This window comes from Streptomyces sp. NPDC015345 (assembly GCF_043078805.1).
GTDB lineage: Bacteria > Actinomycetota > Actinomycetes > Streptomycetales > Streptomycetaceae > Streptomyces.
In genome coordinates, this window is sequence record NZ_JBIBTX010000002.1 from 951,769 (window position 1) to 976,094 (window position 24,326).

Annotated in this window: 16 protein-coding genes and 1 pseudogene; 9 read left to right on the plus strand and 8 right to left on the minus strand. The window is 70.9% G+C overall.

The annotated features are described in order from the left end of the window. Positions 1-22 precede the first annotated feature (22 nt). A pseudogene (locus tag ACF062_RS10520) lies at positions 23-1,909 on the minus strand (glycoside hydrolase family 48 protein); the annotation flags it as partial. Positions 1,910-2,309: 400 nt separating this feature from the next. Here ACF062_RS10520 and ACF062_RS10525 point away from each other — a divergent pair. The 4 genes from ACF062_RS10525 to ACF062_RS10540 all read left to right on the plus strand — a co-directional run bounded on the left by ACF062_RS10525 (position 2,310) and on the right by ACF062_RS10540 (position 7,493). After that, complete coding sequence (locus tag ACF062_RS10525; RefSeq protein ID WP_392137350.1) at positions 2,310-3,515, plus strand: glycoside hydrolase family 5 protein; 1,206 nt, start codon at positions 2,310-2,312, stop codon at positions 3,513-3,515. 17 nt (positions 3,516-3,532) lie between these two features. Further along, on the plus strand, positions 3,533-4,906 hold the full coding sequence (locus ACF062_RS10530) for a glycoside hydrolase family 6 protein (RefSeq protein ID WP_392137351.1): 1,374 nt from the start codon (positions 3,533-3,535) through the stop codon (positions 4,904-4,906). Positions 4,907-5,032: 126 nt separating this feature from the next. Continuing rightward, the gene (locus tag ACF062_RS10535) at positions 5,033-6,040 is read left to right on the plus strand and encodes a LacI family DNA-binding transcriptional regulator (RefSeq protein ID WP_392137352.1); all 1,008 of its coding nucleotides are present in this window, start codon (positions 5,033-5,035) and stop codon (positions 6,038-6,040) included. A 262-nt stretch (positions 6,041-6,302) separates the two neighbouring features. Continuing rightward, positions 6,303-7,493, plus strand: coding sequence for a S8 family peptidase (locus ACF062_RS10540; RefSeq protein WP_392137353.1), 1,191 nt, complete (start codon positions 6,303-6,305; stop codon positions 7,491-7,493). 16 nt (positions 7,494-7,509) lie between these two features. On the opposite strand, the gene ACF062_RS10545 is transcribed toward ACF062_RS10540, so the two are convergent. From ACF062_RS10545 to ACF062_RS10560, 4 genes are read right to left on the minus strand one after another with little or no spacing between them, the layout of a single operon-like run. Further along, a complete protein-coding gene (locus ACF062_RS10545) occupies positions 7,510-9,513 on the minus strand; it encodes a beta-galactosidase (RefSeq protein ID WP_392137354.1) in 2,004 nt (667 codons plus the stop codon). Positions 9,514-9,544: 31 nt separating this feature from the next. Continuing rightward, on the minus strand, positions 9,545-10,471 hold the full coding sequence (locus tag ACF062_RS10550) for a carbohydrate ABC transporter permease (RefSeq protein WP_392137355.1): 927 nt from the start codon (positions 10,469-10,471) through the stop codon (positions 9,545-9,547). Beyond that, complete coding sequence (locus ACF062_RS10555) at positions 10,468-11,484, minus strand: ABC transporter permease (protein WP_392137356.1); 1,017 nt, start codon at positions 11,482-11,484, stop codon at positions 10,468-10,470. The genes ACF062_RS10550 and ACF062_RS10555 overlap by 4 nt, the downstream gene beginning before the upstream one ends. Before the next feature lies 1 nt (position 11,485). After that, a complete protein-coding gene (locus tag ACF062_RS10560; RefSeq protein WP_392137357.1) occupies positions 11,486-13,201 on the minus strand; it encodes an extracellular solute-binding protein in 1,716 nt (571 codons plus the stop codon). A gap of 304 nt (positions 13,202-13,505) precedes the next feature. Here ACF062_RS10560 and ACF062_RS10565 point away from each other — a divergent pair, with 304 nt between their 5' ends. From ACF062_RS10565 to ACF062_RS10585, 5 genes are all read left to right on the plus strand, one after another. Next, entirely contained in the window at positions 13,506-16,424 is a 2,919-nt protein-coding gene (locus ACF062_RS10565) for a glycoside hydrolase family 3 C-terminal domain-containing protein (protein ID WP_392137358.1), read from the plus strand. After that, entirely contained in the window at positions 16,421-18,718 is a 2,298-nt protein-coding gene (gene yicI / locus ACF062_RS10570; RefSeq protein WP_392137359.1) for an alpha-xylosidase, read from the plus strand. The genes ACF062_RS10565 and yicI overlap by 4 nt, the downstream gene beginning before the upstream one ends. Before the next feature lie 52 nt (positions 18,719-18,770). Beyond that, the gene (locus ACF062_RS10575) at positions 18,771-19,322 is read left to right on the plus strand and encodes a SigE family RNA polymerase sigma factor (protein ID WP_392137360.1); all 552 of its coding nucleotides are present in this window, start codon (positions 18,771-18,773) and stop codon (positions 19,320-19,322) included. After that, complete coding sequence (locus ACF062_RS10580; protein WP_392137361.1) at positions 19,319-20,155, plus strand: hypothetical protein; 837 nt, start codon at positions 19,319-19,321, stop codon at positions 20,153-20,155. The genes ACF062_RS10575 and ACF062_RS10580 overlap by 4 nt, the downstream gene beginning before the upstream one ends. A 123-nt stretch (positions 20,156-20,278) precedes the next feature. Further along, positions 20,279-21,109, plus strand: a complete 831-nt coding sequence (locus ACF062_RS10585; RefSeq protein WP_392137362.1) for a pectate lyase — start codon at positions 20,279-20,281, stop codon at positions 21,107-21,109. A gap of 59 nt (positions 21,110-21,168) precedes the next feature. On the opposite strand, the gene ACF062_RS10590 is transcribed toward ACF062_RS10585, so the two are convergent. The 3 genes from ACF062_RS10590 to ACF062_RS10600 are packed head-to-tail and all read right to left on the minus strand — an operon-like array spanning position 21,169 to position 24,310. Continuing rightward, positions 21,169-22,014: a carbohydrate ABC transporter permease gene (locus tag ACF062_RS10590; RefSeq protein WP_392137363.1), complete on the minus strand. Its 846-nt coding sequence runs from the start codon at positions 22,012-22,014 to the stop codon at positions 21,169-21,171. Further along, entirely contained in the window at positions 22,011-22,958 is a 948-nt protein-coding gene (locus tag ACF062_RS10595) for a carbohydrate ABC transporter permease (protein ID WP_392137364.1), read from the minus strand. The genes ACF062_RS10590 and ACF062_RS10595 overlap by 4 nt, the downstream gene beginning before the upstream one ends. Continuing rightward, on the minus strand, positions 22,955-24,310 hold the full coding sequence (locus tag ACF062_RS10600; protein ID WP_392137365.1) for an extracellular solute-binding protein: 1,356 nt from the start codon (positions 24,308-24,310) through the stop codon (positions 22,955-22,957). Before ACF062_RS10600 ends, ACF062_RS10595 begins: the two co-directional genes overlap by 4 nt. Positions 24,311-24,326: the final 16 nt, after the last annotated feature.

Sequence of the window (24,326 nt, forward strand, 5' to 3'; positions counted from 1 at the left end):
GTGGGGGGCGGGGGCGGGCGGCTCAGCTCTCGAGGAGCTCCGCGTACGCGCCGAGGGCGAGGGCGACGTCCACCTGCGCCCAGAAGCGGTGGTAGGTGAAGGTGGGGGCGTTGCCACCGGACAGATACGCCTGGACCTTCGGCCAGTCCGGGTCCTTCTTGTAGAAGGAGCGGATGGAGGTGAAGTCCGACGTGGAGTTGACCGCGTCGCCGTTCGGCATCCGCCCGCTCCAGCCGTTCGGCACGTACACCGCGTCGTCGAAGCGGTTGTAGTCGGCCCGCTTCTCCGGCACGGCGACGCCCCGGGCGTCCTGGTGGTGGGACCACATGCCGTCGAGCAGCGCCTTCGCGGTCGCCTTGGCCCTGGCGTGGCCGGAGCGGGCGGCGTAGTAGACCAGGGTGCGGGCGTAGGCACCCGCCACTCCCACGTCGTTGGTGCGGTCCACGACCGAGACGTGCAGCCCTGAGTTGGCGCCCGGCCGCGAGGGGTTCCAGGTGTCGGGCTGCCCGGACCAGCTGAGCGTCGAGGGGAAGAGGTAGGACCCGTCGGAGTTGACGCTCGTGTGCGCGAGTGCCCACGTCACCCACTTGTCGAGGACGGCCTTGGCGTCCGCGGCGCCCGTCTGGTGGTAGTACGCGGCGACCCGCTCCATCGACCAGGCCTGGAAGCCGAACCACTGGTTGGACGGCGGGTCGTGGTAGACGGGCTTCTCGTCGTAGTACATGCCGTAGAACGTGGGCGTGCCGGCCGGCGGCGTGGCGTAGCGGCCCTGCCAGCTGTTGGTCGCGCCGCCCGCGATCGCGCCCTCCGCGGACTGGAGCCAGCGGTAGAACTCCAGCTGCCGCTTGAGGCTCTGCGCCCAGTCGGCCCTGCCGGTCGCCGACTTGGGCGAGAGGGGCGCGTACGAGGAGAGGGCGTGCGCGGCGAGGGGGTTCTGGTAGCCGCCGTGGCTGTGGCTGCACCCGATGCGCCACGCCCAGCCCGCCGAGGTGTCCAGGGCGCCACCCCACGCGTAGTACCAGGACAGCAGGTAGTGCGCGCTGTTCTTGCCGCCGCCGGGCGCGCAGCCGGACGGTGACGTGCAGTCGCCGACCTTCTTGAAGTACTTGTCGAACAACGCGTAGCGCAGGTAGTCGCCCATCTTGGCGGCCTTCGCGACGGTCGCCGCGACCTGCCCCTGCTTGCCCTGCGCGGTGGCCCACTTGTGCGCCCAGTACGCGGCCTGCACGGCACGCGCGTCGGCGTCGGGGGCGTTGGTGAACTTCCACTGCCGGGCGTACGAGGCGTCGCCGGTGAACAGGTCGAGGTAGCCGTTCCTGCCGCCGTGCGTGAAGTCGTCGCGGCAGGGGTGCGGGACCGTCTCCCAGACCGACTCCTGGGGGCCGCGCTGGAAGGTGTTGATGTACGTCGGAGCGGTGCCCGCGCCCCCCAGGCCGTAGGTGTTGTCGACGTCCTGGAGCCAGTGCATGCCGTAGATGTCGTCGGTGCCGTACGCGCTCCTCAGCTCGGCCGCGAGGGGGTCGGCCCCGGCGGCGACCGAGGGGTCGAGAGGGGCCGGGTACTGCGCGGGTGTATCGCGCTCGGGCGCGTACGTAGCCGGTTTCGCCGCATTGTAGAAACTGTTCGTCGGCTGGTCCGCGCGGGTGGGGATCATGAATTTCTCCATGGTTTCCCACGCCGAGTTGAACCGGGTCCAGTCACCGGTGACCTTGCCGTACATGGCCTGGAGCCATATCAGATAGCTGTACGCCTCCGAAGTCGTCTCATGGCCGTGATCGGGTGCTTCGACAATGAGTGTCTCGACGGAGTGGTACGGAATGCCCTCTGGCGAGAAATAGCCGTTGGCAGGGTTGGTGATCTTTCCGTACAGGTCGAGGAAACGCTGTTCATAGGGAGTGGCCGCCGCCGACACCTCCCGCGCGTGGGCGGCCTGACCTGCGGGTCCGAGGCCGGCGGCGACGGGGATCGCGGCCGCCGCGGCGCCGATGGCCAGAACTCTGCGGCGGCTGAGTTCTGGTCGTGATTCGCCGGGTTCGGGGAAAGAACGCATGGGGGTGTCCTTCTTCCGGTGAGGGTGGGAGCGCTCCCAAAGTCCTTGTGCGACCAGGGGTTGTCAAGACTGCCGGCGTGAATCGAGTTGTCGAATCCATTCGACGCGACGGCCGGAAAAATTCCGGGAAACGCGGCAACCCTTTCGCTGTCCGGCGGTGACTCCACGTCAGAGCTCCGCCCTTACCGGCAAAGACCGGACGACGGACAGACCGACAGGCCGAAGGACCGAAGGACCGACGGACCGACAAGGAGTCGCCATGACGCGGCACCCCCCGCTCCTGTCCCGACCGCTCAGCACGCACCGCCCGCGCCACCCGCTCGGAACGCGCCACCAGCTCGGAACGCGCCATCCACGCCGCCTCCTGCGGTCGCTCGCCGTCCTGGCGGGCGCCCTCCTCCTCGCGGGAGGCCTCACGTCCCCCGTGGCCGCGCGCCCCGCCGCGGCCGCACCGCCACCCGTCCTGCACGTCGAGGGCAACCGCCTCGTCGGCCCGGACGGCGCCGCCCACCGCCTCCTCGGGGTCAACCGCTCCGGGGGAGAGTTCGCCTGCGTCCAGGGCTGGGGCGTCTTCGACGGCCCCGTCGACGACGCCTCCGTCAAGGCCATCGCGGACTGGAACGCCAACACCGTGCGCATCCCCCTCAACGAGGAGTGCTGGCTCGGCACCGCCAACATCGACCCCCGCTACCGCGGCACCGCCTACCGCACCGCCATCGACGGCCTGGTCCAGCGCGTCCAGGCGCACGGCATGACCCCGGTCCTCGAACTGCACTGGACCCACGGCCGCTACACCGGCGACTCCGCCGGCTGCCACGACGTCCACGCGAGCTGCCAGAAGCCCATGCCGGGCGCCGCGCACACCCCCGCGTTCTGGACCTCGGTGGCGAACACGTACAAGAGCGACCCCGAGGTCGTCTTCGACCTCTTCAACGAGCCCTATCCGGACCGCGCGACCCCCACCACCGCCCAGGCATGGGCCTGTTGGCGCGACGGCGGCACCTGCCCCGGCATCGATTACGAGGTCGCCGGGATGCAGGACCTGCTGGACGCCGTACGGGGTACGGGGGCCCGCAACCTCGTCCTGGCCGCCGGCATCGCGTACTCCAACGACCTCAGCGGCTGGCTGGAGCACGCGCCCCACGACCCGGCGGGCAATCTCGCCGCGGCCTGGCACGTCTACAACTTCAACGCCTGCGCCGACGAGAGCTGCTGGAACCGCACCCTCGCCCCCGTCGCCGACCGCGTCCCGCTCGTCGCGGGCGAGATCGGCGAGAACACCTGCTCCCACGGCTTCGTCGACCGCGTCATGAAGTGGTTCGACGACCGCCGGCTCTCCTACCTCGGCTGGACCTGGAACGCCTGGGACTGCTCATCGGGCCCGGCCCTGATCCGCTCCTACGACGGCACACCCACCCCGTTCGGCATCGGGCTGCGCGACCATCTGCGCGCCCTCGACACCTGAGAGGCACCGGAGAAGACATGAGCCGCACACGCATACGCACCCACCAAAGATCCCGCACCTTCATGCTCGCCCTGTCCACCGTGCTCGCGGTCAGCGGCGGCACCGCCGTCGCCCTCGCCGACGAGCCCGCCGGGGCCACCGCGGCCGCCGCCCGCGTCGACAACCCGTACGCGGGCGCCAAGGCGTACGTGAACCCCGAGTGGTCGAAGAAGGCCGCCGCCGAGCCGGGCGGCACCGCGGTCTCCAACCAGCCCACCGGCGTCTGGCTCGACCGGATCGCCGCGATCGCGGGCGGCAACGGCAAGATGGGGCTGCGCCAGCACCTCGACGCGGCGCTCCAACAGCGCGCGGACCTCGTGCAGTTGGTCATCTACAACCTGCCCGGCCGGGACTGCGCGGCCCTCGCATCCAACGGCGAACTCGGCCCGACCGAGATCGACCGCTACAAGCGGGACTACATCGACCCGATCGCGAGGATCCTGGGCGAGCCCAAGTACGCGAACCTGCGCATCGTCACGACCGTCGAGATCGACTCGCTGCCCAACCTCGTCACCAACACCGGCGGCCGGCCCACCGCGACCCCCGCCTGCGACGTGATGAAGGCCAACGGCAACTACGTGAAGGGCGTCGGCTACGCCCTCAAGCAGCTTGGCGCCGTGCCCAACGTCTACAACTACGTGGACGCGGGCCACCACGGCTGGATCGGCTGGGACGACAACTTCGCCGCCTCCGCGCAGGTCTTCCACCAGGCCGCCACCGCAGAGGGAAGCACCGTCGACAACGTCCACGGCTTCATCACCAATACCGCCAACTACAGCGCCCTGAAGGAGGAGAACTTCCGGATCGGCGACACGGTCGGCGGCCGTTCGGTCCGCGAGTCGAAGTGGGTCGACTGGAACCGCTACACCGACGAGCTCTCCTTCGCCCAGGCATTCCGCAACCAACTGGTGTCCACCGGCTTCCGGTCCGACATCGGCATGCTCATCGACACCTCCCGTAACGGCTGGGGCGGCACGGCACGGCCCACCCGGCCGGGCCCGACCACGGACGTCGACTCCTACGTCAACGGCGGCCGCTACGACCGCCGTATCCACGTCGGCAACTGGTGCAACCAGTCGGGCGCGGGCCTCGGTGAACGCCCCAAGGCCGCACCGGCGGCCGGCATCGACGCCTACGTCTGGATGAAGCCGCCGGGCGAGTCCGACGGCTCCAGCAAGGAGATCCCGAACGACGAGGGCAAGGGCTTCGACCGCATGTGCGACCCCACTTATGAGGGCAACGCGCGCAACAATTACAGCAAGTCCGGTGCCCTGCCGAACGCGCCGGTCTCGGGACACTGGTTCTCCGCCCAGTTCCAGGAGCTCCTGAAGAACGCGCACCCGGCGGTCTGACCGCCCCATGGGGCGCCCCGCCCCTGCTCAACGGAGTCGAAGCGCTTCGACTCAGCGTATGGACAGGCCAGGGGCGCCCCTTTAGGGTCGGTCGCATCGTCCCGTCGTCCCCTTCAGGAGAGCCGCATGGTCACCCTCGCCGAGGTCGCCAGGCACGCCGGAGTCTCGGCCAGCACGGTGAGCTACGTCCTCAGCGGCAAGCGGTCGATCTCGACCGGCACCCGGGAGCGCGTCGAACGCAGCATCCAGCATCTCGGCTACCACCCGAACGCGGGCGCCCGCGCCCTGGCCAGCAGCAGATCCAACGTCATCGCGCTGATGATGCCGCTGCGCACCGACATGTACGTACCGGTGATGATGGAGATCGCCATCGCCGTCGCCACCACGGCCCGCGCCCACGGCTACGACGTACTGCTCCTGACCGGCGACGAGGGCCCCCAGACCGTGCGCCGCGTCACCGCCAGCGGACTCGCCGACGCCATGATCCTCATGGACGTCGAACTGGACGACGAGCGGCTCCCGCTGCTGCGCGACAGCCCGCGGCCCGCCGTCCTCATCGGGCTGCCCGCCGACACCTCCGGACTCACCTGCGTGGACCTCGACTTCGTCGCGACGGGCGCGCTCTGCGTGGAGCACCTGGCCGGGCTCGGCCACCGCGACATCGCTGTCATCGGCGAGGCACCCGCCGTCTACGAACGGCACACCGGCTTCGCCGAACGCACCCTCGACGGGCTGCGCGGCAAGGCCCGCGAACTGGGCGTGCGGCTGCTGCACCGGCCCTGCGAGGCGGGGTACGGGCCGACATCGGCCACCCTCGCCCGGGTCTTCGACGAGCGGCCGGGCACCACGGGCTTCGTGGTGCAGAACGAGTCGGCCGTGGAGCCGCTGCTCGGACTGCTGCGCCAGCAGGGCAGGGCGGTCCCCGAGGACGTGTCGGTGATCGCGGTCTGCCCGGACCAGGTGGCCTTGCAGGCATCGGTGCGGCTCACCTCGGTCTCCATCCCCGCCGAGGAGATGGGGCGCACAGCCGTGGAGCGCATCGTCGCCAAGCTGGCGGGGCAGGGCGAGGACGACGTCACGCTGATCGCCCCGGAACTGACGGTGCGGGCCAGCTCGGGAAGCGCCCCCACCTGACCCGCACCCGCCACGCGGCCCTTGCCTTGAAGACCTCGGTGCCCGCCTCGACACCGGAGAGGTACTTGTCCTTGCCCGACAGGCCGCGGCGGACCCAGGGCCTGGAGGAAGTCGTCCAGGACGGCCGGGAGCGCAGGGGGCGCATTCGCGATTAGCTACCGTTCGGAGTCGCATCACTCCTGAGGGTGATATTCCGTTATGGCTGCGGGCTGCTTCTCTACTGAGGTCCCTCTGAGGCAGACACTCCCGATCGGAGTACTGAATGAGGCTGTCCGCCCGCTGCGCCTACGCAGCGCTGCTCCTGCTGCTCCCCCTCACCGCCGTCCCGGCCTCGGCCGCCGAACCGAGCCCGAAGGAGCCGGCGCGCTCCGCCCCCGCACCCCTGCGGACCACGTCGGCGCCCATCCCGGACCAGTACATCGTCACCCTGAAGCCCGACACCCCCTCGACGGCCACCCAGATCACCCAGCAGGTCGGCGTCACCGCGCTCCACGAGTACCAGCGGGTGCTGCGCGGCTTCGCGGCCAAGCTCGACGCGAAGCAGCTCGCGGCCGTGCGCGGCCTTCCCGATGTGGCGGCCGTCGAGCAGGACGCGACGATCACCGCAACCCCCCTGCGCGCGGACCGTGTCCCGGCAGCCAGCTGGGGACTGGACCGCATCGACCAGCCCTACCTCCCGCTCGACCGGCAGTTCAACGTCAACAGCACCGGCGCCGGCGCCACGGCGTACATCTTCGACACCGGCATCGACTACCGGCACGCGGAGTTCGGCGGCCGTGCCGTGCCCGGCTTCGACGCGATGGGCGACGGCAGGAACGGCCAGGACTGCAACGGCCACGGCACGCATGTCGCGGGCACCGTCGGCGGGGCGAACTACGGAGTCGCCCGGCAGGCGCGGCTGGTCAGCGTGCGCGTCCTCGGCTGCGACGGCAGGGGATCGTACGCCGGCATGATCGCCGGCTTCGACTGGGTGGCGCAGCACGCCCGGCAGCCCGCGGTCCTCAACGGCTCCCTCGGCGGCCCGCGCAGCGACGCCGTCAACCAGGCCGCGACCGCGCTCTCGGACCGCGGTGTCCTGCCGGTGGTCGCGGCGGGCAACGACGCGGTCGACGCGTGCAACGTCTCTCCCGCGAGCGCCGACCGGGTCCTCACCGTCGGGGCGACCGACCCCCAGGACCAGCAGGCGCGCTTCTCCAACCACGGCCGCTGCCTGGACATGTACGCCCCCGGCACCGACATCATCTCGGCCAGGCTCGGCGGCGGCAGCGTGGCGCTGGACGGCACGTCCATGGCCAGTCCGCACGTCGCCGGTGTCGCCACCCTCCTCAAGGCGCGCTACCCCTCGGCGACCTCCGCCCAGGTGTACTCCTGGGTGGTCGACAAGTCGGTGAAGGGCATCCTCTCGGTGTCTCCCGGCTCTCCCAACCGCCTGGTGCAGACCGCCGGGCTCTGACAGTGCGCGGGCGACCTCACCGGCCCTCGACCCGGTGGGGCCGCCCCGGCGCCTCCTCCAGGACGGCCACCCCGTACCGCCCCAGCGTGACCGTCCCCTCGGCCGTCTCACCGCTCAGCAGCTCGCGGTACCGCCCCGGCACCGCGACGCTCACCTCGCCGCGGCCGTGGTGCAGGAGGAACAGCAGATCGCCGCGGCACACTGCCTCCACTCCCCGGGGGAGCCCGTCGAGGGGCGGCCGTACGCCTGCCTGTGCGGCGGCCCGGGCCAGCAGACCGCGCAGGGCGGCCGGCTCGGGGAGCGTGGAGACGTACCAGGCGCGGCCCCGGCGGAGCACCGCGGGGAGCCCGTCGAGTTCACCGCCCCGGTAGCGGGCCTCCACGCCCGCGTCGTCCCCGGCGGTCAGCTCCTCCGACCAGAGGGTGCCGGTGAACTCGCCGCAGTCGACGCTCTCCTCGTCCTCCAGCGGCCACCACTCGTGCACGGTCCGGATGCCGAGGAGCTCCCGCAGCCGGGCGTCCATGCCGCCGGGCCGCACCCGGTCGTCGCCGTCGGCCACCCCCGTGAAGAAGCCGCAGACCAGGGTGCCGCCCCGGCGTACGTACGCGATGAGGTTGTCGATCGCGGGGTCGGTGAGGAGATAGAGGTGCGGGACGACGACCATGCCGTACGCCGACAGGTCGTGCTCGGGGTGGGCGAAGCCGGTCGTGAGGTGCGCCTCCCACAGGGCCGCGTGCCAGGCGCCCACCATCTGGGCGTGGTCGAGGCGGGCGGAGGGGCGGCCGTCCTGCTGCCCCGCCCACCAGGAGTCCCAGTCGTGCAGGACCGCCACCTCGGCGGTCACGCGGGTACCGCTCACCCGTGGGCCGACGCGGGCGAGTTCCGCGCCGAGGCGCTTGACCTCCCGGAAGACGCGGCCCTCCTCGCCCGCGTGGCCGAGCATCCCGGAGTGGAACTTCTCGGCGCCCTGGCGTGACTGCCGCCACTGGAAGTAGCAGACCACGTCGGCGCCGCGCGCCACGGCCTGCCAGGACCAGAGGCGGTTGAGGCCGGCCGGCTTGGGGTGGTTCACGCCGCGCCAGTTGACCGGGCCCGCCGCCTGCTCCATCAGCATCCAGGGGCCGCCGCCCGCCTGGGAGCGGGTGAGGTCCTGGACGAGCGCCCCGTGCCGCCCGCCGAGCGGATCCCTCGGGTCGGGGTAGAGGTCGACCGAGACGACGTCCTCCTCGCCCGCCCACTTCCAGCCGTCCTGGCCCTGCCACAGCGGCATGAAGTTGGTGGTGACCGGCAGGTGCGGGGTGTGGGCGCGGACGATGTCGCGCTCGGCGAGGTAGCACTCGAGGAGGGCGTCCGATGTGAAGCGCTTGAAGTCGAGGACCTGCGTGGGGTTCTTCATGTAGTGGGCGCGGCGGGGCGGCAGGATCTCCTCCCAGGCGTCGTAGCTCTGGCCCCAGAAGGCGCTGCCCCAGGCCGTGTTGAGCGCGTCGAGCGTGCCGTACCTCGCCCGGAGCCAGCGGCGGAACGCGACGGCCGCCGTCTCGCCCCAGTCGTAGGTGCAGTACTCGTTGTTGATGTGCCACATCGTGAGCGCCGGGTGGCGGGCGTACCGCGCGGCCAGGTCCTCCGTGATGGCGGCGGCGAAGCGGCGGTAGGCGGCGCTGGAGTGCGCGAAGTGCTGGCGCGAACCCCACCACTCCACCTGCCCGTCCTCGTCGCGCGGCAGCGTCTCGGGGTGGAGCCGGCCGAGCCACGGCGGAGGAGCGGAGGTCGGCGTGGCGAGGACGACGCCGATGCCGTGCCCGTGCATCAGATCCATCAGCCGGTCCAGCCAGCCGAACTCCCGGGCGCCGGGACGGGGTTCGAGCTTCGCCCAGGAGAAGACGCCGAGGGTGACGGAGTTGACCCCGGCCTCCCGCATCAGCCGCGCGTCCTGTGCCCAGACCTCCTCGGGCCACTGCTCGGGGTTGTAGTCGCCGCCGAACAGGATCCGGCCGCGGGTGGAGTCATGGAGGGAAGGCATCGAGGGGTCAGCCCTTCGCTGTATCGGTGGGTCAGCCCTTCACCGCGCCGGTGAGCATGCCCTGCTTGAAATGCCGCTGCACGAACGGCGAGAGGACGGCGACCGGCAGCAGCGCGAGCACCATCACGGCCATCTGGATGGCGAGCGGCGACAGATGACCGGTGTTGATCGCCTGGCTGAGGCCGGTCGGCCGCTGCTGCTTGATCACCAGCTGCTGCATGACGTTCTGGAGCGGCATCATGTCCGGGTCGCTGAGGTAGATCGAGGCGTTGAACCACGCGCTCCAGTACCCCACAGCGTAGAAGAGTGTGATCACCGCGAGCACCGCGCGGGACAGCGGCATGACGATCCGCCACAGGATGCGCAGGTCCCCCGCGCCGTCGATGCGGGCGCTCTCGATCAGCTCCTGGGCCGTGCCCATGAAGAACGCCCGCAGCACGAGGATGTTGAAGACGTTCAGCGCGCTCGGCAGGATCAGCGACAGATAGGTGTCCGTGAGCCCGAGGCCCTGCACCACCAGATACGTCGGGATCAGCCCCGCCCCGAAGAACATCGTGGCGACGATGACCAGCAGGATCGGGCGGTGCAGCACCGACCCCGGGCGGGAGAGGCCGTACGCGCACAGGACGGACACCACCATGCTGAAGAGCGTGCCGACGACCGTGACGCCCACGCTGACGAGCGTGGCCCGCGAGACCTGGCCGCCGCCGAGCAGCTCCTGGTAGTGGATGAAGGTGACGCCGCGGGGGATCACCACAAGGCCGCCCGTCTCGGTGATCGTCTTCACCGAGGAGAGGCTGGTGACGACCACGACCCACACCGGGAAGAGGACGGCCAGACAGACCAGGGTCAGCGTCACGCCCTTGGTGGCGAGCCCGGCCCTGGTCGGCGGCTCCTCCCACACCGGGCGCAGCCCGGACCTGCTGCCCGGCTCGATGCCGAAGTTGAGCACGCTCACCGCTTGTACACCCCCTGTTCGCCCATGAGGTGGGCGGCCTTGTTGGCGCCGAGCACCATCAGGAGGCCGAAGACGCCCTTGACGATGCCGATGGCGGCGCCGTAGCCGAAGTTGCCGTTGTCGAGACCGGTGTTCCATACGTACGTGTCCAGGACCTCGGAGGCCGTGGGGCCCACGGCGGTGCGCTGGAGCAGGATCTGTTCGAAGCCGACCGTGAGCGCGTTGCCGACCTGGAGGACGAGCAGCAGGGCCACGACCGGGCGCAGGGCGGGCAGTTGGATGTGCCAGATGCGCCGCCAGCGGCTCGCGCCGTCCATCGCGGCGGCCTCGTACAGATCGGGGCTGACCGCGGCGAGGGCGGCGAGGAAGACGATGACGCCCCAGCCCGCGTCCTTCCAGATCATCTCGAAGGTGATCAGGAACTTGAACAGGCCCGGGTCGGTCATCAGGTCGAAGCCCTCGTGGCCGTGGTCGCGCAGCACCTGCGCGATGAGGCCGGCGCCGCCGAACATCTGCTGGAAGACCGTGATGACGAGCACCCAGGAGAAGAAGTGCGGGAGGTAGAGGATCGCCTGGGCCACGGCCCGCACCCGGGGGCGCACGAAGCTGTTGATGAAGAGCGCGAGCAGCACCGGGATCGGGAAGAACAGCGTCAGCTGGATCACGAAGATGGCGAGGGTGTTGCGGACCGCCTGCCAGAACAGCCGGTCCTCGGCCATGTGCCGGAAGTGCTCGAAGCCGATCCAGGGGCTCTGCGACATCGCCTGGAAGGCGTTGTCCGCGATGTAGGGGTCGTAGTCCTGGAAAGCGACGACGTTGCCGATCAGCGGTACGTAGTTGAAGACGAGCAGGAGCAGCAGCGCGGGCAGCACCATCAGGAGCAGCACGCGGTCCCGGCGCAGCCGGTGGCGGAGCGGGACGCGGGGCGCGGAGTCCTTGACGGGGGGCGCCGCACCGGCGGGTGCGGGCGGCCGCTCGGCGGCGGCGCGGGGACGAGTCGTGCTCTGCGCCATGTCAGGACGCCGCGTCGCCGGTCGCCCCTGTGTCCCCTGTCTGATCGAGCAGCTTCTTGTACCAGTCGCGCAGCTTGTCGCCGCCGCCCGACTTCCAGTCCGAAGCGGCCTGTTGCATGTCGGAGACCTTCTTGCGGCCCCGCACGATGTCCTTCTCCAGGTCCTCGAACTCGGCGTTCAGCTCGGTGTACCGCGTCGGCTCGATGATCATCATGCCGTGGAAGAGCGGCTTCTTCGTGTGCGCGCCCTGGCGCTGCTGCCATCCGACCATGCCCCGGGTGACGTCCGGCAGATCGGCGTACGCGATGAAGGGCGCGGGCGACGCCAGGTACTCGTACGTCGAGAAGACCTCGTTGTTGCCCTTGCCGTTCTTGGTGAGGACGCCGTCCTTCAGGGTGTGGTGGACGCCCTCGACGCCGTACATCCGAAGCCGCTGCTCCTTCGAACCGTAGGGCGCGGCCGTGAAGTTGGCGAGGGCGAGGATGTCACGGACGGTCTTCTCGTCGGCCTTCTCGCTGATGAACGTCCAGATGTCGGCGGGCGGGCGCGCGTACAGCGTGGGGGCTCCGCCGTCGGGCGCGAAGTAGTCGAAGGCCTCCATGCGGAACCTCTTGTCGTCCACGCGCTGCACGGCGGCCTTGCCGTACCAGTCGGAGAGGTCATGGCAGTACATCCAGACCTTGCCCGCCGCGCACAGGTCGCCGATGCTGCCGGTCTCCGCCTTCGCGTCGGGGTGGACGAAGCCGGCCGAGTAGAGCTTGCGCGACCACTCCAGGGCTTCGAGGTACTCGTCGGTCTCGTAGCGGTTGACCAGCTTGCCGTCGACGAGCTTCCAGTAGTACGGCTTCTCCGGCAGCACCCCGAAGATGTTCCAGGCGGCCCAGCTCATGTCGCCGCACGCCCACACCTTGCTCCTGGGGGCGTTGAGCTGCTTGCACAGGTCGTAGAACTCCTGGGCGCTGGTGGGCGCTTCGAGGCCCTCCTTCTCGAAGAGGTCCGTGCGGTAGAAGGGCGCGATGTTCGGGGTGGTGGCGGAGGGCATCGGCAGGCCGCGCAGCTTGCCACCGAAGACCGAGCGCTGCCAGGCGCCGGTCGGGATCGCGGCGAGGTTCGGGTACTCCTTGACCTTGTCGCCGCTCAGGTAGGGGCCGAGGTCGGCGAACTTGTTGGCGATGGCGCTCGGGATCTTGCCGGTCAGCTCCCAGCCGGGTACGACCACCGCGTCCGGCACGCCGCTGGAGGCGAGGACCGCGCCGAGCTTCTGGCCGTATGTGTCGCCCTGCTGGTTCTGCCACTTGACGCGGACGCCCACGGCCTTGTCCATCGCGGTCCAGTAGGGGTTGCCCTGCTTGGGCACGTTCCCCCAGATCGGCGACATGACGGTGAACTCGCCGCCCTTTCCGAGCCGTTCGGGCACCGACGTCTTGAGCTCGGCCGCGGGCAGGGCCTTGGTGAAACCCGCGGCCGAGCCGTTCTTGGCCGGGATGTCCGGGCTGACGAGGTCCGAGGCGACGTACGCAGGGAGCAGGTCCTTGAGCTTCTTCCCCGTCGTGGTGCCCTCGTTCTTCGACCCGCCGCCTCCGCAGGCAGTGAGCAGCGGAGCACCGCCGGCCACGGCGAGCACCGCGAGCCCGGAGGAGGCGAGGAAGGTTCTCCGGTTCGGCCCGGAGCCGGTGGAGTGCGGATCGGAGCCGGTGCAGGGGGAGTTCGGCGTCATTGCGTCAACCCTTCGTGGCGCGCGCCCGGACACACGGCGGATACCGCCGGTCGGCTTTCGAAGCGCTTCGATGTTGCTGCGAGATTAAGTGAACGCCCGAGTCGTAACAAGGGTCGGTTCCGAATTCGCGGCGGTTGCGCGGGAGTTGATTCGGCGGCTGGGTTGAGCGGCATCGAAGGGAGCGGTGAGTCGTCCGTCTTGACATGACCACCCGGTAACACCGAGCATCGAAGCGCTTCGAGAGATGCCTTGTCGGCACGTCGCCGCATTCATCGCCGCTCCACCGTCCGCCGAGGGGAACCACGTGACCGAGAGCCCGCCGCCGTTCCGTGATCCGGGGCTCGATCCGGACAAGCGCGTGGACGATCTGCTGTCCCGGCTGACGGCCGACGAACGCGTCGCCCTCCTGCACCAGTTCGCGCCCGCCGTCGACCGGCTCGGCATCGGGGCGTTCCGCACCGGCCAGGAAGCCCTGCACGGCGTCGCCTGGATGGGGCCCGCGACGGTCTTCCCGCAGGCCGTGGGTCTCGGCGCGACCTGGCACGACGACCTGCTGCGCAGGGTCGGCGAGGCCGTCGCCGTCGAGGCGCGCGCCATGCGCTCCCGCGACGAACGCGTCGGCCTCAACGTCTGGGCGCCCACCGTGAACCTCCTGCGCCACCCGCTGTGGGGCAGGAACGAGGAGGGCTACGCGGAGGACCCGCACCTGACCTCCGCCCTCGCCGCCGCCTACACCCGCGGCCTGCGCGGCGACCACCCGACGCACTGGCGCACCGCGCCCGTCCTCAAGCACTGGCTGGCCCACAACAACGAGACGGACCGGGACACCTCCAACGCCTCCGTCGGCCCGCGCGTCCTGCACGAATACGACCTGCGCGCCTTCCGCGGCGCCGTCGAGGCGGGCGCGGTCGCCGGCGTGATGCCCGCCTACAACCTCGTCAACGGCCGCCCCAACCACGTATCGCACCACCTGCGCGAGCAGTTGAGGCGCTGGACCGACGAGGAACTGCTCGTCTGCTCCGACGCGGGCGCGCCCAGCAACCTCGTCGACAGCCAGCACTACTTCGACACCCACGAGGAGGCCGTCGCCGCCGCCCTCGTCGCGGGCGTGGACAGCTTCACCGACCACGGCACGGACCCGCGGACCATCGTCGGCCGCCTGCGGCGCGCCCTGGCGGCGGGCCTGCTGACCGAGTCCGACATCGACGCGGCCGTACGCCGGCACCTCACCGTCCGCCTGCGGCTCGGCGAGTTCGACCCGGACGGCGGCCCGTACGGCGCCGCCGACCTGGGCGACTTCGACACGGCCGAACACCGGGAGCTGGCCCGCGAGGCCGCAGAGCAGGCCGTCGTCCTGCTCAAGAACGACGGCCTGCTGCCCCTCGCGCCCCCGTCCGACGGCGCCCATGTCGCGGTCGTCGGCCTCCTCGCGGACGAGTGCAAGACCGACTGGTACAGCGGCACCCTGATCCGCCAGAGCACCGTCCTCGACGGGCTGCGCGAGCGCTTCGGTGCCGAGCGGGTGACCTTCGCCGAGGGCGTGGACCGGGTACGCCTGAAGTGCGCGGGCGGCTGGCTGCGGGTCCCGGCGTCCGCCGCGGCCGCCCAGGCGAGGGTGGCAGGGGGCGCCCTCGACCCGGCGCTCCTCGTCGGCCGCACCGACCTGACACCGGCGCAAGCCTGCGCGGACGCCGCCGAGGCCACCGAGTTCGCCCTCGTCGACTGGGGCGAGGGGGCGTGGACGCTGCGGGCACCCGACGGACGGTACCTGTCCGTCGCCGAGGACGGCTTCGTGCGCGCGTCGGCCGACCAGCCGGGCGGCTGGATCGTGCAGGAGACGTTCGCGCTGGTCGAGCAGGCGGACGGGCAAGGGGGCGAGGACGGGCACGGGGGCGGGCACCTCCTCAGGCATACGGGGACGGGTGGGTACGTCTTCGTCGCCGCCGACGGCGCGAAGGTTGCCGAGGCGGGCGAAGTCCTTCCGGCCGAGCGCGCCGACCTCTTCACGGTCGAGGTCCTGGAGCGCGGCGAGGACGCCGTGGCCCGCGTCGCCGCGGACGCGGACACCGTGATCGTCGTCGCCGGGAACGACCCGCACATCAACGGCCGCGAGACCGAGGACCGCACGACCCTCGCCCTGCCGCCCCACCAGGAACGGCTGTGGCGCGCGGCCCGCGCCGCCAACCCTCGCACCGCTCTCGTCCTGGTCAGCGCCTACCCGTACGCGGTCACCGCCGCCGACGCCGAGCTGCCCGCCCTGCTGTGGACCGCGCACGGCGGGCAGGCCGCGGGCACCGCGCTCGCCCGCGTCATCGCCGGCGACGTCTCCCCGGCCGGCCGGCTGCCCCAGACCTGGTACGCCGCCGACACCGACCTGCCGGACCTCCTCGACTACGACATCATCGGCTCCCGGCAGACCTACCAGTACTTCGACGGCACGCCCCTCTACCCCTTCGGGCACGGCCTCGGCTACTCCTCCTTCCGGTACGAGGACCTGACCGCCGAGCGCGACGGCGACACCCTGCGCGTGGCGTTCACCCTCACCAACACCGGGGCCGTCCCCGCGGACGAGGTGGCGCAGCTCTACACCCGCGCGCCCCGCGGCCCCGTCGCCCTGCCGCACCGGCGGCTCGCCGCGCACCGCCGCGTCAGGCTGGCTCCCGGCGCCTGGCGCCGCCTCGAATTCCGGCTGCCCCTGCCCGACCTCGGGTTCTGGGACGTACGCCAGGACCGCTGGGCCCTGCCGCCCGGCACGTACGAACTGCTCGCCGGGGCGTCCAGCCAGGACATCCGGCTGTGCACGCCGGTCGAGCTCACCGGCGAGCCGCTCGCCGCCAGGCCGGTACTGGGGGCCGGCCTGGCGGCGAACGGCTACGACACGCAGCGCGGCACCGAGCTCGTCGACCGGACGAAGACCTCGGGCGACGCGGTGCGCGCCGTGGACGACGGCACGGGCGAATTGCTGTACCAGGCCTGCGACTTCGGCGACGGCATCACCGCCGTGACGGTCGAGGCAGCGGGTGAGGGCGCCGTCGACCTCATCGCGGGAAGCACCGCCACCACCGTCACCGTCGCGCCGACCGGCGGCCCGTACCGCTACACGTCGAGCACCTCCGGCTTCGCCGTCTTCGGCGTGCGCGATCTGCGTGTACGGCTGCGTGGCCCCGTCCGGCTCGCCCGGATCGCCTTCACCGTCACCGCCCCGCGGGAGGATGCCCCATGAAGTTCACCGACGGCTTCTGGCTGATGCGTGACGGGGTGCGCGCCTCGTACGCCACCGAGGTGCGCGACGTGCGCGAGGGCGAGGGGAGGTTCACCGCCTACGCCGCCGTGCAGCGGGTCCGGGAGCGCGGGGACACCCTCAACTCGCCGCTCATCACCGTCGAATGCTTCGCGCCCGCCGAGGGCGTGATCGGCGTACGGACCACCCACCACGCCGGAAGGGCCGCGCGAGGCCCCGAGTTCACGGTGCACGCCACCGGCAGCGCGGGACACGTCGTACGCGAAGGCACCGTCACCGAACTCGTCAGCGGACCGCTCACCCTGCGCCTTGACACCGCCGGACCCTGGGGCCCGCAGTTCCTCGACGCCGACGGGCGACGGCTGACCGGCGTGGAGCGCAGGGGCACCGCCTTCGCGACCACGTCCGACGGGAGCCACCACATGATCGGTCAACTCTCGCTCGACGTCGGGGAGTTCATCTACGGCCTCGGCGAGCGGTTCACCCCGTACGTCAAGAACGGCCAGAGCGTCGACATCTGGCAGGCCGACGGCGGCACCAGCAGCGAGCAGGCGTACAAGAACATCCCCTTCCACCTCTCCTCGCGCGGCTACGGCGTCTTCGTCAACCATCCCGGCAAGGTGTCCTACGAGATCGGCTCCGAGGCCGTCGGCCAGGTCCAGTTCAGCGTCGAGGACCAGAGCCTGGAGTACTACGTCATCGCCGGGCCCACGCCCAAGGACGTGCTGCGCCGCTACACCGCCCTCACCGGACGGCCCGCGCTGCCGCCCGCCTGGTCGTTCGGCCTGTGGCTCACCACCTCCTTCTGCACGCCCTACGACGAGGAGACCGTCACCTCGTTCGTGGACGGCATGGCCGAGCGCGACATCCCGCTGTCCGTCTTCCACTTCGACTGCTTCTGGATGCGCGAACACCAGTGGACGGACTTCCGGTGGGACCCCGAGGTCTTCCCCGACCCGGAGGGCATGCTGCGCCGGCTGCGCGAGCGCGGGCTGAAGGTCAGCGTCTGGATCAACCCCTACATCGCGCAGAAGTCGGCGCTCTTCGAAGAGGCCCGCGCGGCGGGGTACCTGGTCCGGCGCCCGAGCGGCGACATCTGGCAGTGGGACCTGTGGCAGCCCGGCATGGCGCTCGTGGACTTCACGGACCCGGCCGCCCGCGAGTGGTACGCCGACAAGCTGCGCACCCTGCTCGACCAGGGCGTCGACTGCTTCAAGACCGACTTCGGCGAGCGCGTGCCCACCGACGTCGTCTGGCACGACGGCGCCGACCCCGAGCGCATGCACAACTACTACACGCAGCTCTACAACCGCACCGTCTTCGAAGTCCTGGAGAAGGAGCGCGGCGCGGGCGAGGCGGTGCTGTTCGCGCGCTCCGCGACGGCGGGCGGCCAGCAGTTCCCCGTGCACTGGGGCGGCGACTGCTTCGCCTCGCTCGGCGCCATGGCCGAGTCGCTGCGCGGCGGCCTCTCGCTCTCCCTGAGCGGCTTCGGCTTCTGGAGCCACGACATCGGCGGCTTCGAGGGCACCCCCGACCCGGCGGTCTTCAAGCGCTGGCTCGCCTTCGGACTGCTGTCCTCCCACAGCCGCCTGCACGGCAACGTCTCCTACCGGGTGCCGTGGGCGTTCGGCGACGAAGCCGTGGACGTGGCCCGGAAGTTCACCAAGCTCAAGCACCGCCTCATGCCCTACCTGTACGGGGCGGCCGGCGAGGCCCACCGCACGGGTGTGCCCGTGATGCGGCCGATGATCCTGGAGTTCCCCGACGACCCGGCCTGCCGCACCCTGGACCGGCAGTACATGCTCGGCCCCGACCTGCTCGTCGCCCCCGTCTTCACGGCCGGGGGAGAGGTGGAGTTCTACCTCCCCGAGGGCACCTGGACCCACCTCCTCACCGGCGAGAGCGTCCGGGGCCCGGGCTGGCGCCGCGAAACGCACGGCTTTGACAGCCTCCCCCTGTACGTCCGGCCCGGCGCGCTGCTGCCGCTCGGCGCCGACGAGCGGCGGCCGGACGGCGACTGGCTCGACGGCCTGACCCTCCTGACCGCCCCGGACCCGGGGTCCGAAACGGCGTACGACACGGAAGTCACCGTCCCCGACCTCGAAGGGCGTCCCGCGGCGGTCTTCCGCGCGACGCGGGACGGCGACGGCCTGAAGGTCCTCGCCCTCGGCTCCCGCCGGCCCTTCCACGTGCGCACGGTGGACGGGCGCGCGAGCGCCCACGGCGTGGGGGAGGTGACCCTGCCCGATGTCCTCACGAACCGAACGACCGGCTAGAGTGCCCGTCTCCGACCGGGAGAGCGCAGAAGCAGAAAAGGAGCGCACACCCATGCCTTCGGCCGCCGACGACGCGGCCGCCGAGTTCCACGCCTTCTTCGAGCGGCACTACGCCGAACTCGCCCGCCTGGCCCACCTGCTGACCGGCGAGAGCGACGGCGCGGACGATCTGGCGGCCGACGCGCTGCTCGCGCTCTGGCACCGCTGGGACCGGGTGCGCGCCGCCGACCACCCGGCCGCTTACGCCCGCGGGGTCGTCGCGAACATGGCGCGCAGCCGCATCCGCAGCGCCGTGCGCGAACGCCGCCGCGTCACGCTCTTCTGGTCCGGTCGCGGCGAGGACGTGGCGGACCCCGACATACCGGCCGTGGTCGACGTACGGGACGCGCTGCGCGCGCTGCCCTTCCGCAAGCGGGCCTGCGTGGTCCTGCGGCACGCCTTCGACCTCTCGGAGAAGGACACCGCGCAGGCCCTCGGGGTCTCGGTGGGTACGGTGAAGAGCCAGACATCGAAGGGAATGGCCGAGCTGCAACGACGCCTCGGTCCGCACACCACTTGGGAACGCGTGCGCGCGGTCACGGCGGACACGGGGGGTAGCACATGAGGGACGACGACAAGGAAGTACGCAGGAGGCTGCGCGGCGCCGCCCAGGCACACCGGCCGGACCGGGAGCGGATGCTCGCCCGCGTCGAGCAGGGCATGGCCCGCCGCGAGCGACCGGGCGAGCACCGCCCGAAGCCGCCCCTTCGCGCAGGCGCGTCATGGCTGCGCGTGGTGACCGCGACGGCCGCCGTCGCCGGTGTCTGCGCCGTGGCCGGATACGGCGTCGCCTCGGCGCTGCGCGGTGAGGACCCCGATCCGCAGTCCGTCGCCACCAGTTCGACCCCGACGCCGGACACGCCCCCCACCGCCACGGAGGAGAACCGCACCGCGGCGCCGCCACCGCCGAGGCGCCCGAGCGGCACCCCGGTCAAGCCCCCCACCTCCCGGGCCCCGGAATCCCACAAGCCGTCGCAGTCCGCGCAGCCGCCGCGCGGCCAGCAGTCCGTGCCCGCGGCCGAACTGCTGTGGGCGGACGGCTCGATCGACCCCGGCTCCAGCAAGTACTGGTCCCAGAGCGAGGTCACCCTCAAGGCGAAGAAGCCGCTGACCTCCCTCACCGTCGAACTGCGCGTCGCCCGCGGCGCCGAGGTCGCCGACACCGGCAACTGGCGCTCGCTGCCCGCCGAGGACTTCGACGTGAGCGTGGGGGAGCGCGACGGCTTCCTCGTCTACCGGTGGACGCTCAAGGCGGGGCGAACCGTGCCGGCCGGCGAGCACGTCTTCGCCGGGCAGTTCGACCACGACGAGGGGAAACGGGACGCGGGCGGCGACCGGTACACGATCAGGGCGGCCACCCCCGACGAACGCACCGAGTGGCGGGGCGACTTCTTCTAAGGGCGGCCATTTTCCGGATTTCCGGATCACTTCCCGGATGATTTTCTGGATCACAGGGGCAACCTTCCGCCGGACGGTGGCGACCACAAGACGCACACTTCTGTCCACCGAAGGAATCCGGACATGACTTCAACCGCTCACGGGCGCGTACGCCACCGCCGCAGCCTCACCCGCCGCCGCGCCGTCATCGGCGGCGTCGCGGCGCTCGGCCTGACCGGCGCCGCCCTCGTCACCACCTCCCTCATGTCGTCCGCCGGGGCGGCCACCGCCTGGCCGGAGGCCAAGGGCGAGCAGGCCGTGTCCAAGACCATCGAGGTCTCCGGCAGCCGTGACGGCGGGCTCAAGCGCTACTACGGCAGCGGCGCCCTCGGCGGCGACGGCCAGGGCGAGGGCCAGGACCCGATCTTCAAGCTGAAGGACGGGGCGACGCTGAAGAACGTCATCATCGGCGCGCCCGCCGCCGACGGCATCCACTGCATGGGCAGCTGCACGCTGCAGAACGTGTGGTGGGAGGACGTCGGCGAGGACGCGGCCACGTTCAAGGGGACCTCGGCCGGTTCGACGTACGCCGTCCAGGGCGGCGGCGCGCGCAAGGCCGACGACAAGGTCTTCCAGTTCAACGGCGCGGGCAAGCTCGTCGTGAACAAGTTCCAGGTCTCCGACTTCGGGAAGCTGGTCCGCACCTGCGGCAACTGCTCCAAGCAGTACCAGCGCAACATCATCATCAACGACGCCGACATCACCGCCCCCGGCAAGTCGATCGTCGGCATCAACACCAACTACAAGGACACCGCCGCGCTGCGCAACATCCGCATCCACGGCGACAGTGCCAAGAAGATCAAGACCTGCATCCGCTACACGGGCAACAGCACGGGTGACGAGCCGGTCGAGACGGGCAGTGGCCCCGACGGCACCTACTGCAAGTTCACGGCATCGGACATCACCTACAAGTAGTCCGGCACACGTGTGAAAGGAGGCCCCCGCCGGCGGACGTCGGCGAGGGCCTCCTCGTCTCACTGCCCCGCCAGGCCCGTGTGCGCCACCCCGGCGACGATCTGCCGCTGGAAGAAGACGAAGACGATGATCAGCGGGAGCCCCGCCATCAGGCCGCCCGCCATCAGCTGCGCCCACTGGATGCCGTAGGAGTTCATCACCGTCGCGATGCCGTTCGGCATGGTCATCAGGTCGGGGTTGTTGGTCACCATGTAGGGCCACAGGAAGTTGTTCCACGACGCGATGAAGGTGAAGATGCCGACCGCCGCGAGGGAGGGCCGCGACAGCGGCAGGACGATGGTGAAGAAGACCCGCCAGCGCCCGGCGCCGTCGATGAACGCCGCCTCCTCCAGTTCCTTGGGGATGCCCTGGAAGAACTTGTAGAGGATGTAGACCATCGCGGCGGGCGCGCACTGCGGCAGGATCATGCCCCAGTACGTGTCGACCATCCCCATCGACTGGACGGTGCTGAACAGCGGTACGCCGAGCACCGCGGGCGACACCATGAGGCCCGCCATGACCAGACCGAGCAGCGCGTTCTTGCCGCGGAACTCGGTGCGCGCGAAGCCGTACCCGGCGAGCGCGCTCACCAGCACCACGACGGACGTGACGCAGACCGAGACGACGACGGAGTTGACGAACCAGTCGGTGATGTTGCCGGTCTCGAAGATGGCCCGCCACGCCTGGAACGTGAAGTCCTCGGGCACCCAGTGGGTGGGCACGGCGACGGCCTCGGTCTCCGACTTCAGGGAGGTCAGGAGCGCCCACAGCAGGGGCGAGAGCCACACCGCGGAGACGATCGCCCCGACGGCCGTGAGCACGATCTGGCCCGCGGTCCACTTCCTCATCGCGTGTCCTCCGCTCATCGCACACCCTCCTCGCGCTTGCGCAGCAGCCACATGCGGCCGAGGGCGACGGCCGCGATGAGCACGAAGAAGATGATGGAGATCGCGGAGGCGAAGCCCACGCGGTAGCTGGTGAAGCCCTCTTCGAGGGTGTACTGCACGAAGGTCCGGGTCGATTCCTCGGGCCCGGGACCGAAGTCCTGCATCACCACGACCTGGTCGAACACCTGGAGCGAGGCCAGGATCTGGAGGGTGATGACGAGGCCGGTGACGGTGCGCAGCATCGGCAGGGTGATGTGCACCATGCGCTGCCAGGCGCCCGCGCCGTCCAGGGCGGCCGCCTCGTACAGGTGTGGCGGGATGTTCTGGAGTGCGGCGAGGAACAGCAGGAAGCTGAAGCCGACCGTCCACCACAGGGTGGTGATGACCACGGCGAGCATGGCGGTGGACTTGTCGGTCAGCCACGGCGTGTCCAGGCCGAAGACGTGGTTGATCATCCCGGTGCCGGGGTTGAACAGCCACTGCCAGAGGTTCGCGGCGACGGTGGACGGCAGCAGGAACGGCGCGAAGAAGCACAGCCGCCACAGCCACTTGGCACGCTCGATGTGGTGGGCGAGCATCGCGAGGAGGAAGGCGAGCACGACGATGCACGGGACCACGAGCAGCGTGAAGTACGCGCTGTGGCCGAGTGATTCCCACATCAGCGGGGTGTCGAGGGCCTCCCGGTAGTTGTCGAGGCCCACGAAGCGCTCGCCGGTGCCGGAGATGTTGGCGTCGGTGAAGCTCAGCCACAGGCCGCGCCCGATCGGCAGCAGCACGAACAGCGCGAACAGCACGAGGAACGGGGCGACGAACCAGCCGCCGTGCTGGAAGCGGCGGGTGAGGCGGGTCCGCGCCGAGTCGGTGTGGGCGGTGGCCGCCTGGCGGGCGGCGGGCGGTCGCAGGGCGGTGCCGACGGTGCTCACGCAGTGCCACCTCCCGCCGCGGCCGCGGCCCGGCCGGCCATCGGGTCCTTCATCGTCAGGAGCTTCTCGAAGATGCCGCGCATGCGCCGGGCGGTGGCATCGGGGCTCGCGGAGCCGGAGTTGGAGGCGGCCACAGCCGGTCCGACGCGCTGGGCGAGGATGCCGGTGGAGCCCGCGAACCAGACGTCGGGCTCGACCGCCATGTGGTCCATGGCGGAGACGTACTCGGACTGCGGCTTGAGAGCCCGGTACTTCTCGACCCTCAACGTCGGCTTGTACGCGGGGATATGGCCGCCGCGCGACCAGTCGAGGGCGTGCCGGACGACGTACGCCGCCAGTTGGTGGGCGCCCTCGTCGGTGGGGCCGCCGCGCCCCTCCTGGTGGGGCAGGACGAAGCAGTGCGACTCGGCGTGGGTTGCCGCCCTGCCGAAGACGGCCGGCAGCGGGGTCGCGCCGTAGTCGAGCTTCGCGCCGCCGAAGACCGGCACGGACCAGTTGCCCTCCCAGGTGAAGGGCGAGCCGTTGATGAACATCTCGCCGTCGGCGATGCCGACGGGCGTGGTGAAGCCGTCCGTGACGTGCTGCCGGAGGAACTCGAGGACCTCGACGGCCTTGTCGGTGTCGAAGGTGAGGTCGCGGCCGTCGGCGCTCAGACAGGTGCCGCCGAGCTGGGTGTAGAAGGACAGGAAGAACCACCAGCTGAAGTTGGGTTCGTTGGCCTTCATGCCCAGGGTCTGGAGCCCGCCCTTGGTCGCCTTCCTGGCGGCCTTCAGGGCCTTGAACCACTCCTCGGGCGAGGAGACGGCGGCCAGGTCACCGTCGTCGCCGAGGAGTCCGGCCTTGGCGCAGACGTCACGGCGGTAGAAGCAGAGCTGGGCGTGGATGTCGAGCGGCAGGCCGTAGAGCTTGCCGTCGACGACGGCGCGTTTCCACAGCAGCGGGTCGAAGTCCGCCTCGCGCACGCCGTACCGGGCGAGGAGGCCCACGTCCCAGGGGTCGAGGAGGCGGCCGGGTGCGAAGCCCGGGATGCGGCCCAGGTGCATCACGGCGAGGTCGGGGGCGCGCTGCCCGGCGGCCGCCATGGCCAGCTTGGTGTAGTACGGATTGCCCCACTGGAGCGTCGAATCCTTCACGTCGACACGGGGATTGGCCCGCCGGAACGCGTCCAGCATGGCGATCATGTTGACGCCGTCGCCGCCGCTGAAGAGGTTCCAGTAGCGGACGCGGACGTCGGCGTCCGAGGCGATGGCGGACGCGCTGCGCCCCGCTGCCGCGAGGCCGAAGCTGCCCGCGACGGCGAGCGCTCCGAGACCGCCGAGGACGCCGCGGCGGGTCGGAAGGGATGGAGGCACGGCGGTACGTCCCTCT

Excerpts from the sequence above, each read along its gene's own strand:
- ACF062_RS10525 (WP_392137350.1), top strand. The coding sequence starts at position 2,310 with ATGACGCGGCACCCCCCGCTCCTGTCCCGACCGCTCAGCACGCACCGC.
- ACF062_RS10530 (WP_392137351.1), top strand. The coding sequence starts at position 3,533 with ATGAGCCGCACACGCATACGCACCCACCAAAGATCCCGCACCTTCATG.
- ACF062_RS10535 (WP_392137352.1), top strand. The coding sequence starts at position 5,033 with ATGGTCACCCTCGCCGAGGTCGCCAGGCACGCCGGAGTCTCGGCCAGC.
- ACF062_RS10540 (WP_392137353.1), top strand. The coding sequence starts at position 6,303 with ATGAGGCTGTCCGCCCGCTGCGCCTACGCAGCGCTGCTCCTGCTGCTC.
- ACF062_RS10545 (WP_392137354.1), bottom strand. The coding sequence starts at position 9,513 with ATGCCTTCCCTCCATGACTCCACCCGCGGCCGGATCCTGTTCGGCGGC.
- ACF062_RS10555 (WP_392137356.1), bottom strand. The coding sequence starts at position 11,484 with ATGGCGCAGAGCACGACTCGTCCCCGCGCCGCCGCCGAGCGGCCGCCC.
- ACF062_RS10560 (WP_392137357.1), bottom strand. The coding sequence starts at position 13,201 with ATGACGCCGAACTCCCCCTGCACCGGCTCCGATCCGCACTCCACCGGC.
- yicI (WP_392137359.1), top strand. The coding sequence starts at position 16,421 with ATGAAGTTCACCGACGGCTTCTGGCTGATGCGTGACGGGGTGCGCGCC.
- ACF062_RS10575 (WP_392137360.1), top strand. The coding sequence starts at position 18,771 with ATGCCTTCGGCCGCCGACGACGCGGCCGCCGAGTTCCACGCCTTCTTC.
- ACF062_RS10580 (WP_392137361.1), top strand. The coding sequence starts at position 19,319 with ATGAGGGACGACGACAAGGAAGTACGCAGGAGGCTGCGCGGCGCCGCC.
- ACF062_RS10585 (WP_392137362.1), top strand. The coding sequence starts at position 20,279 with ATGACTTCAACCGCTCACGGGCGCGTACGCCACCGCCGCAGCCTCACC.
- ACF062_RS10590 (WP_392137363.1), bottom strand. The coding sequence starts at position 22,014 with ATGAGCGGAGGACACGCGATGAGGAAGTGGACCGCGGGCCAGATCGTG.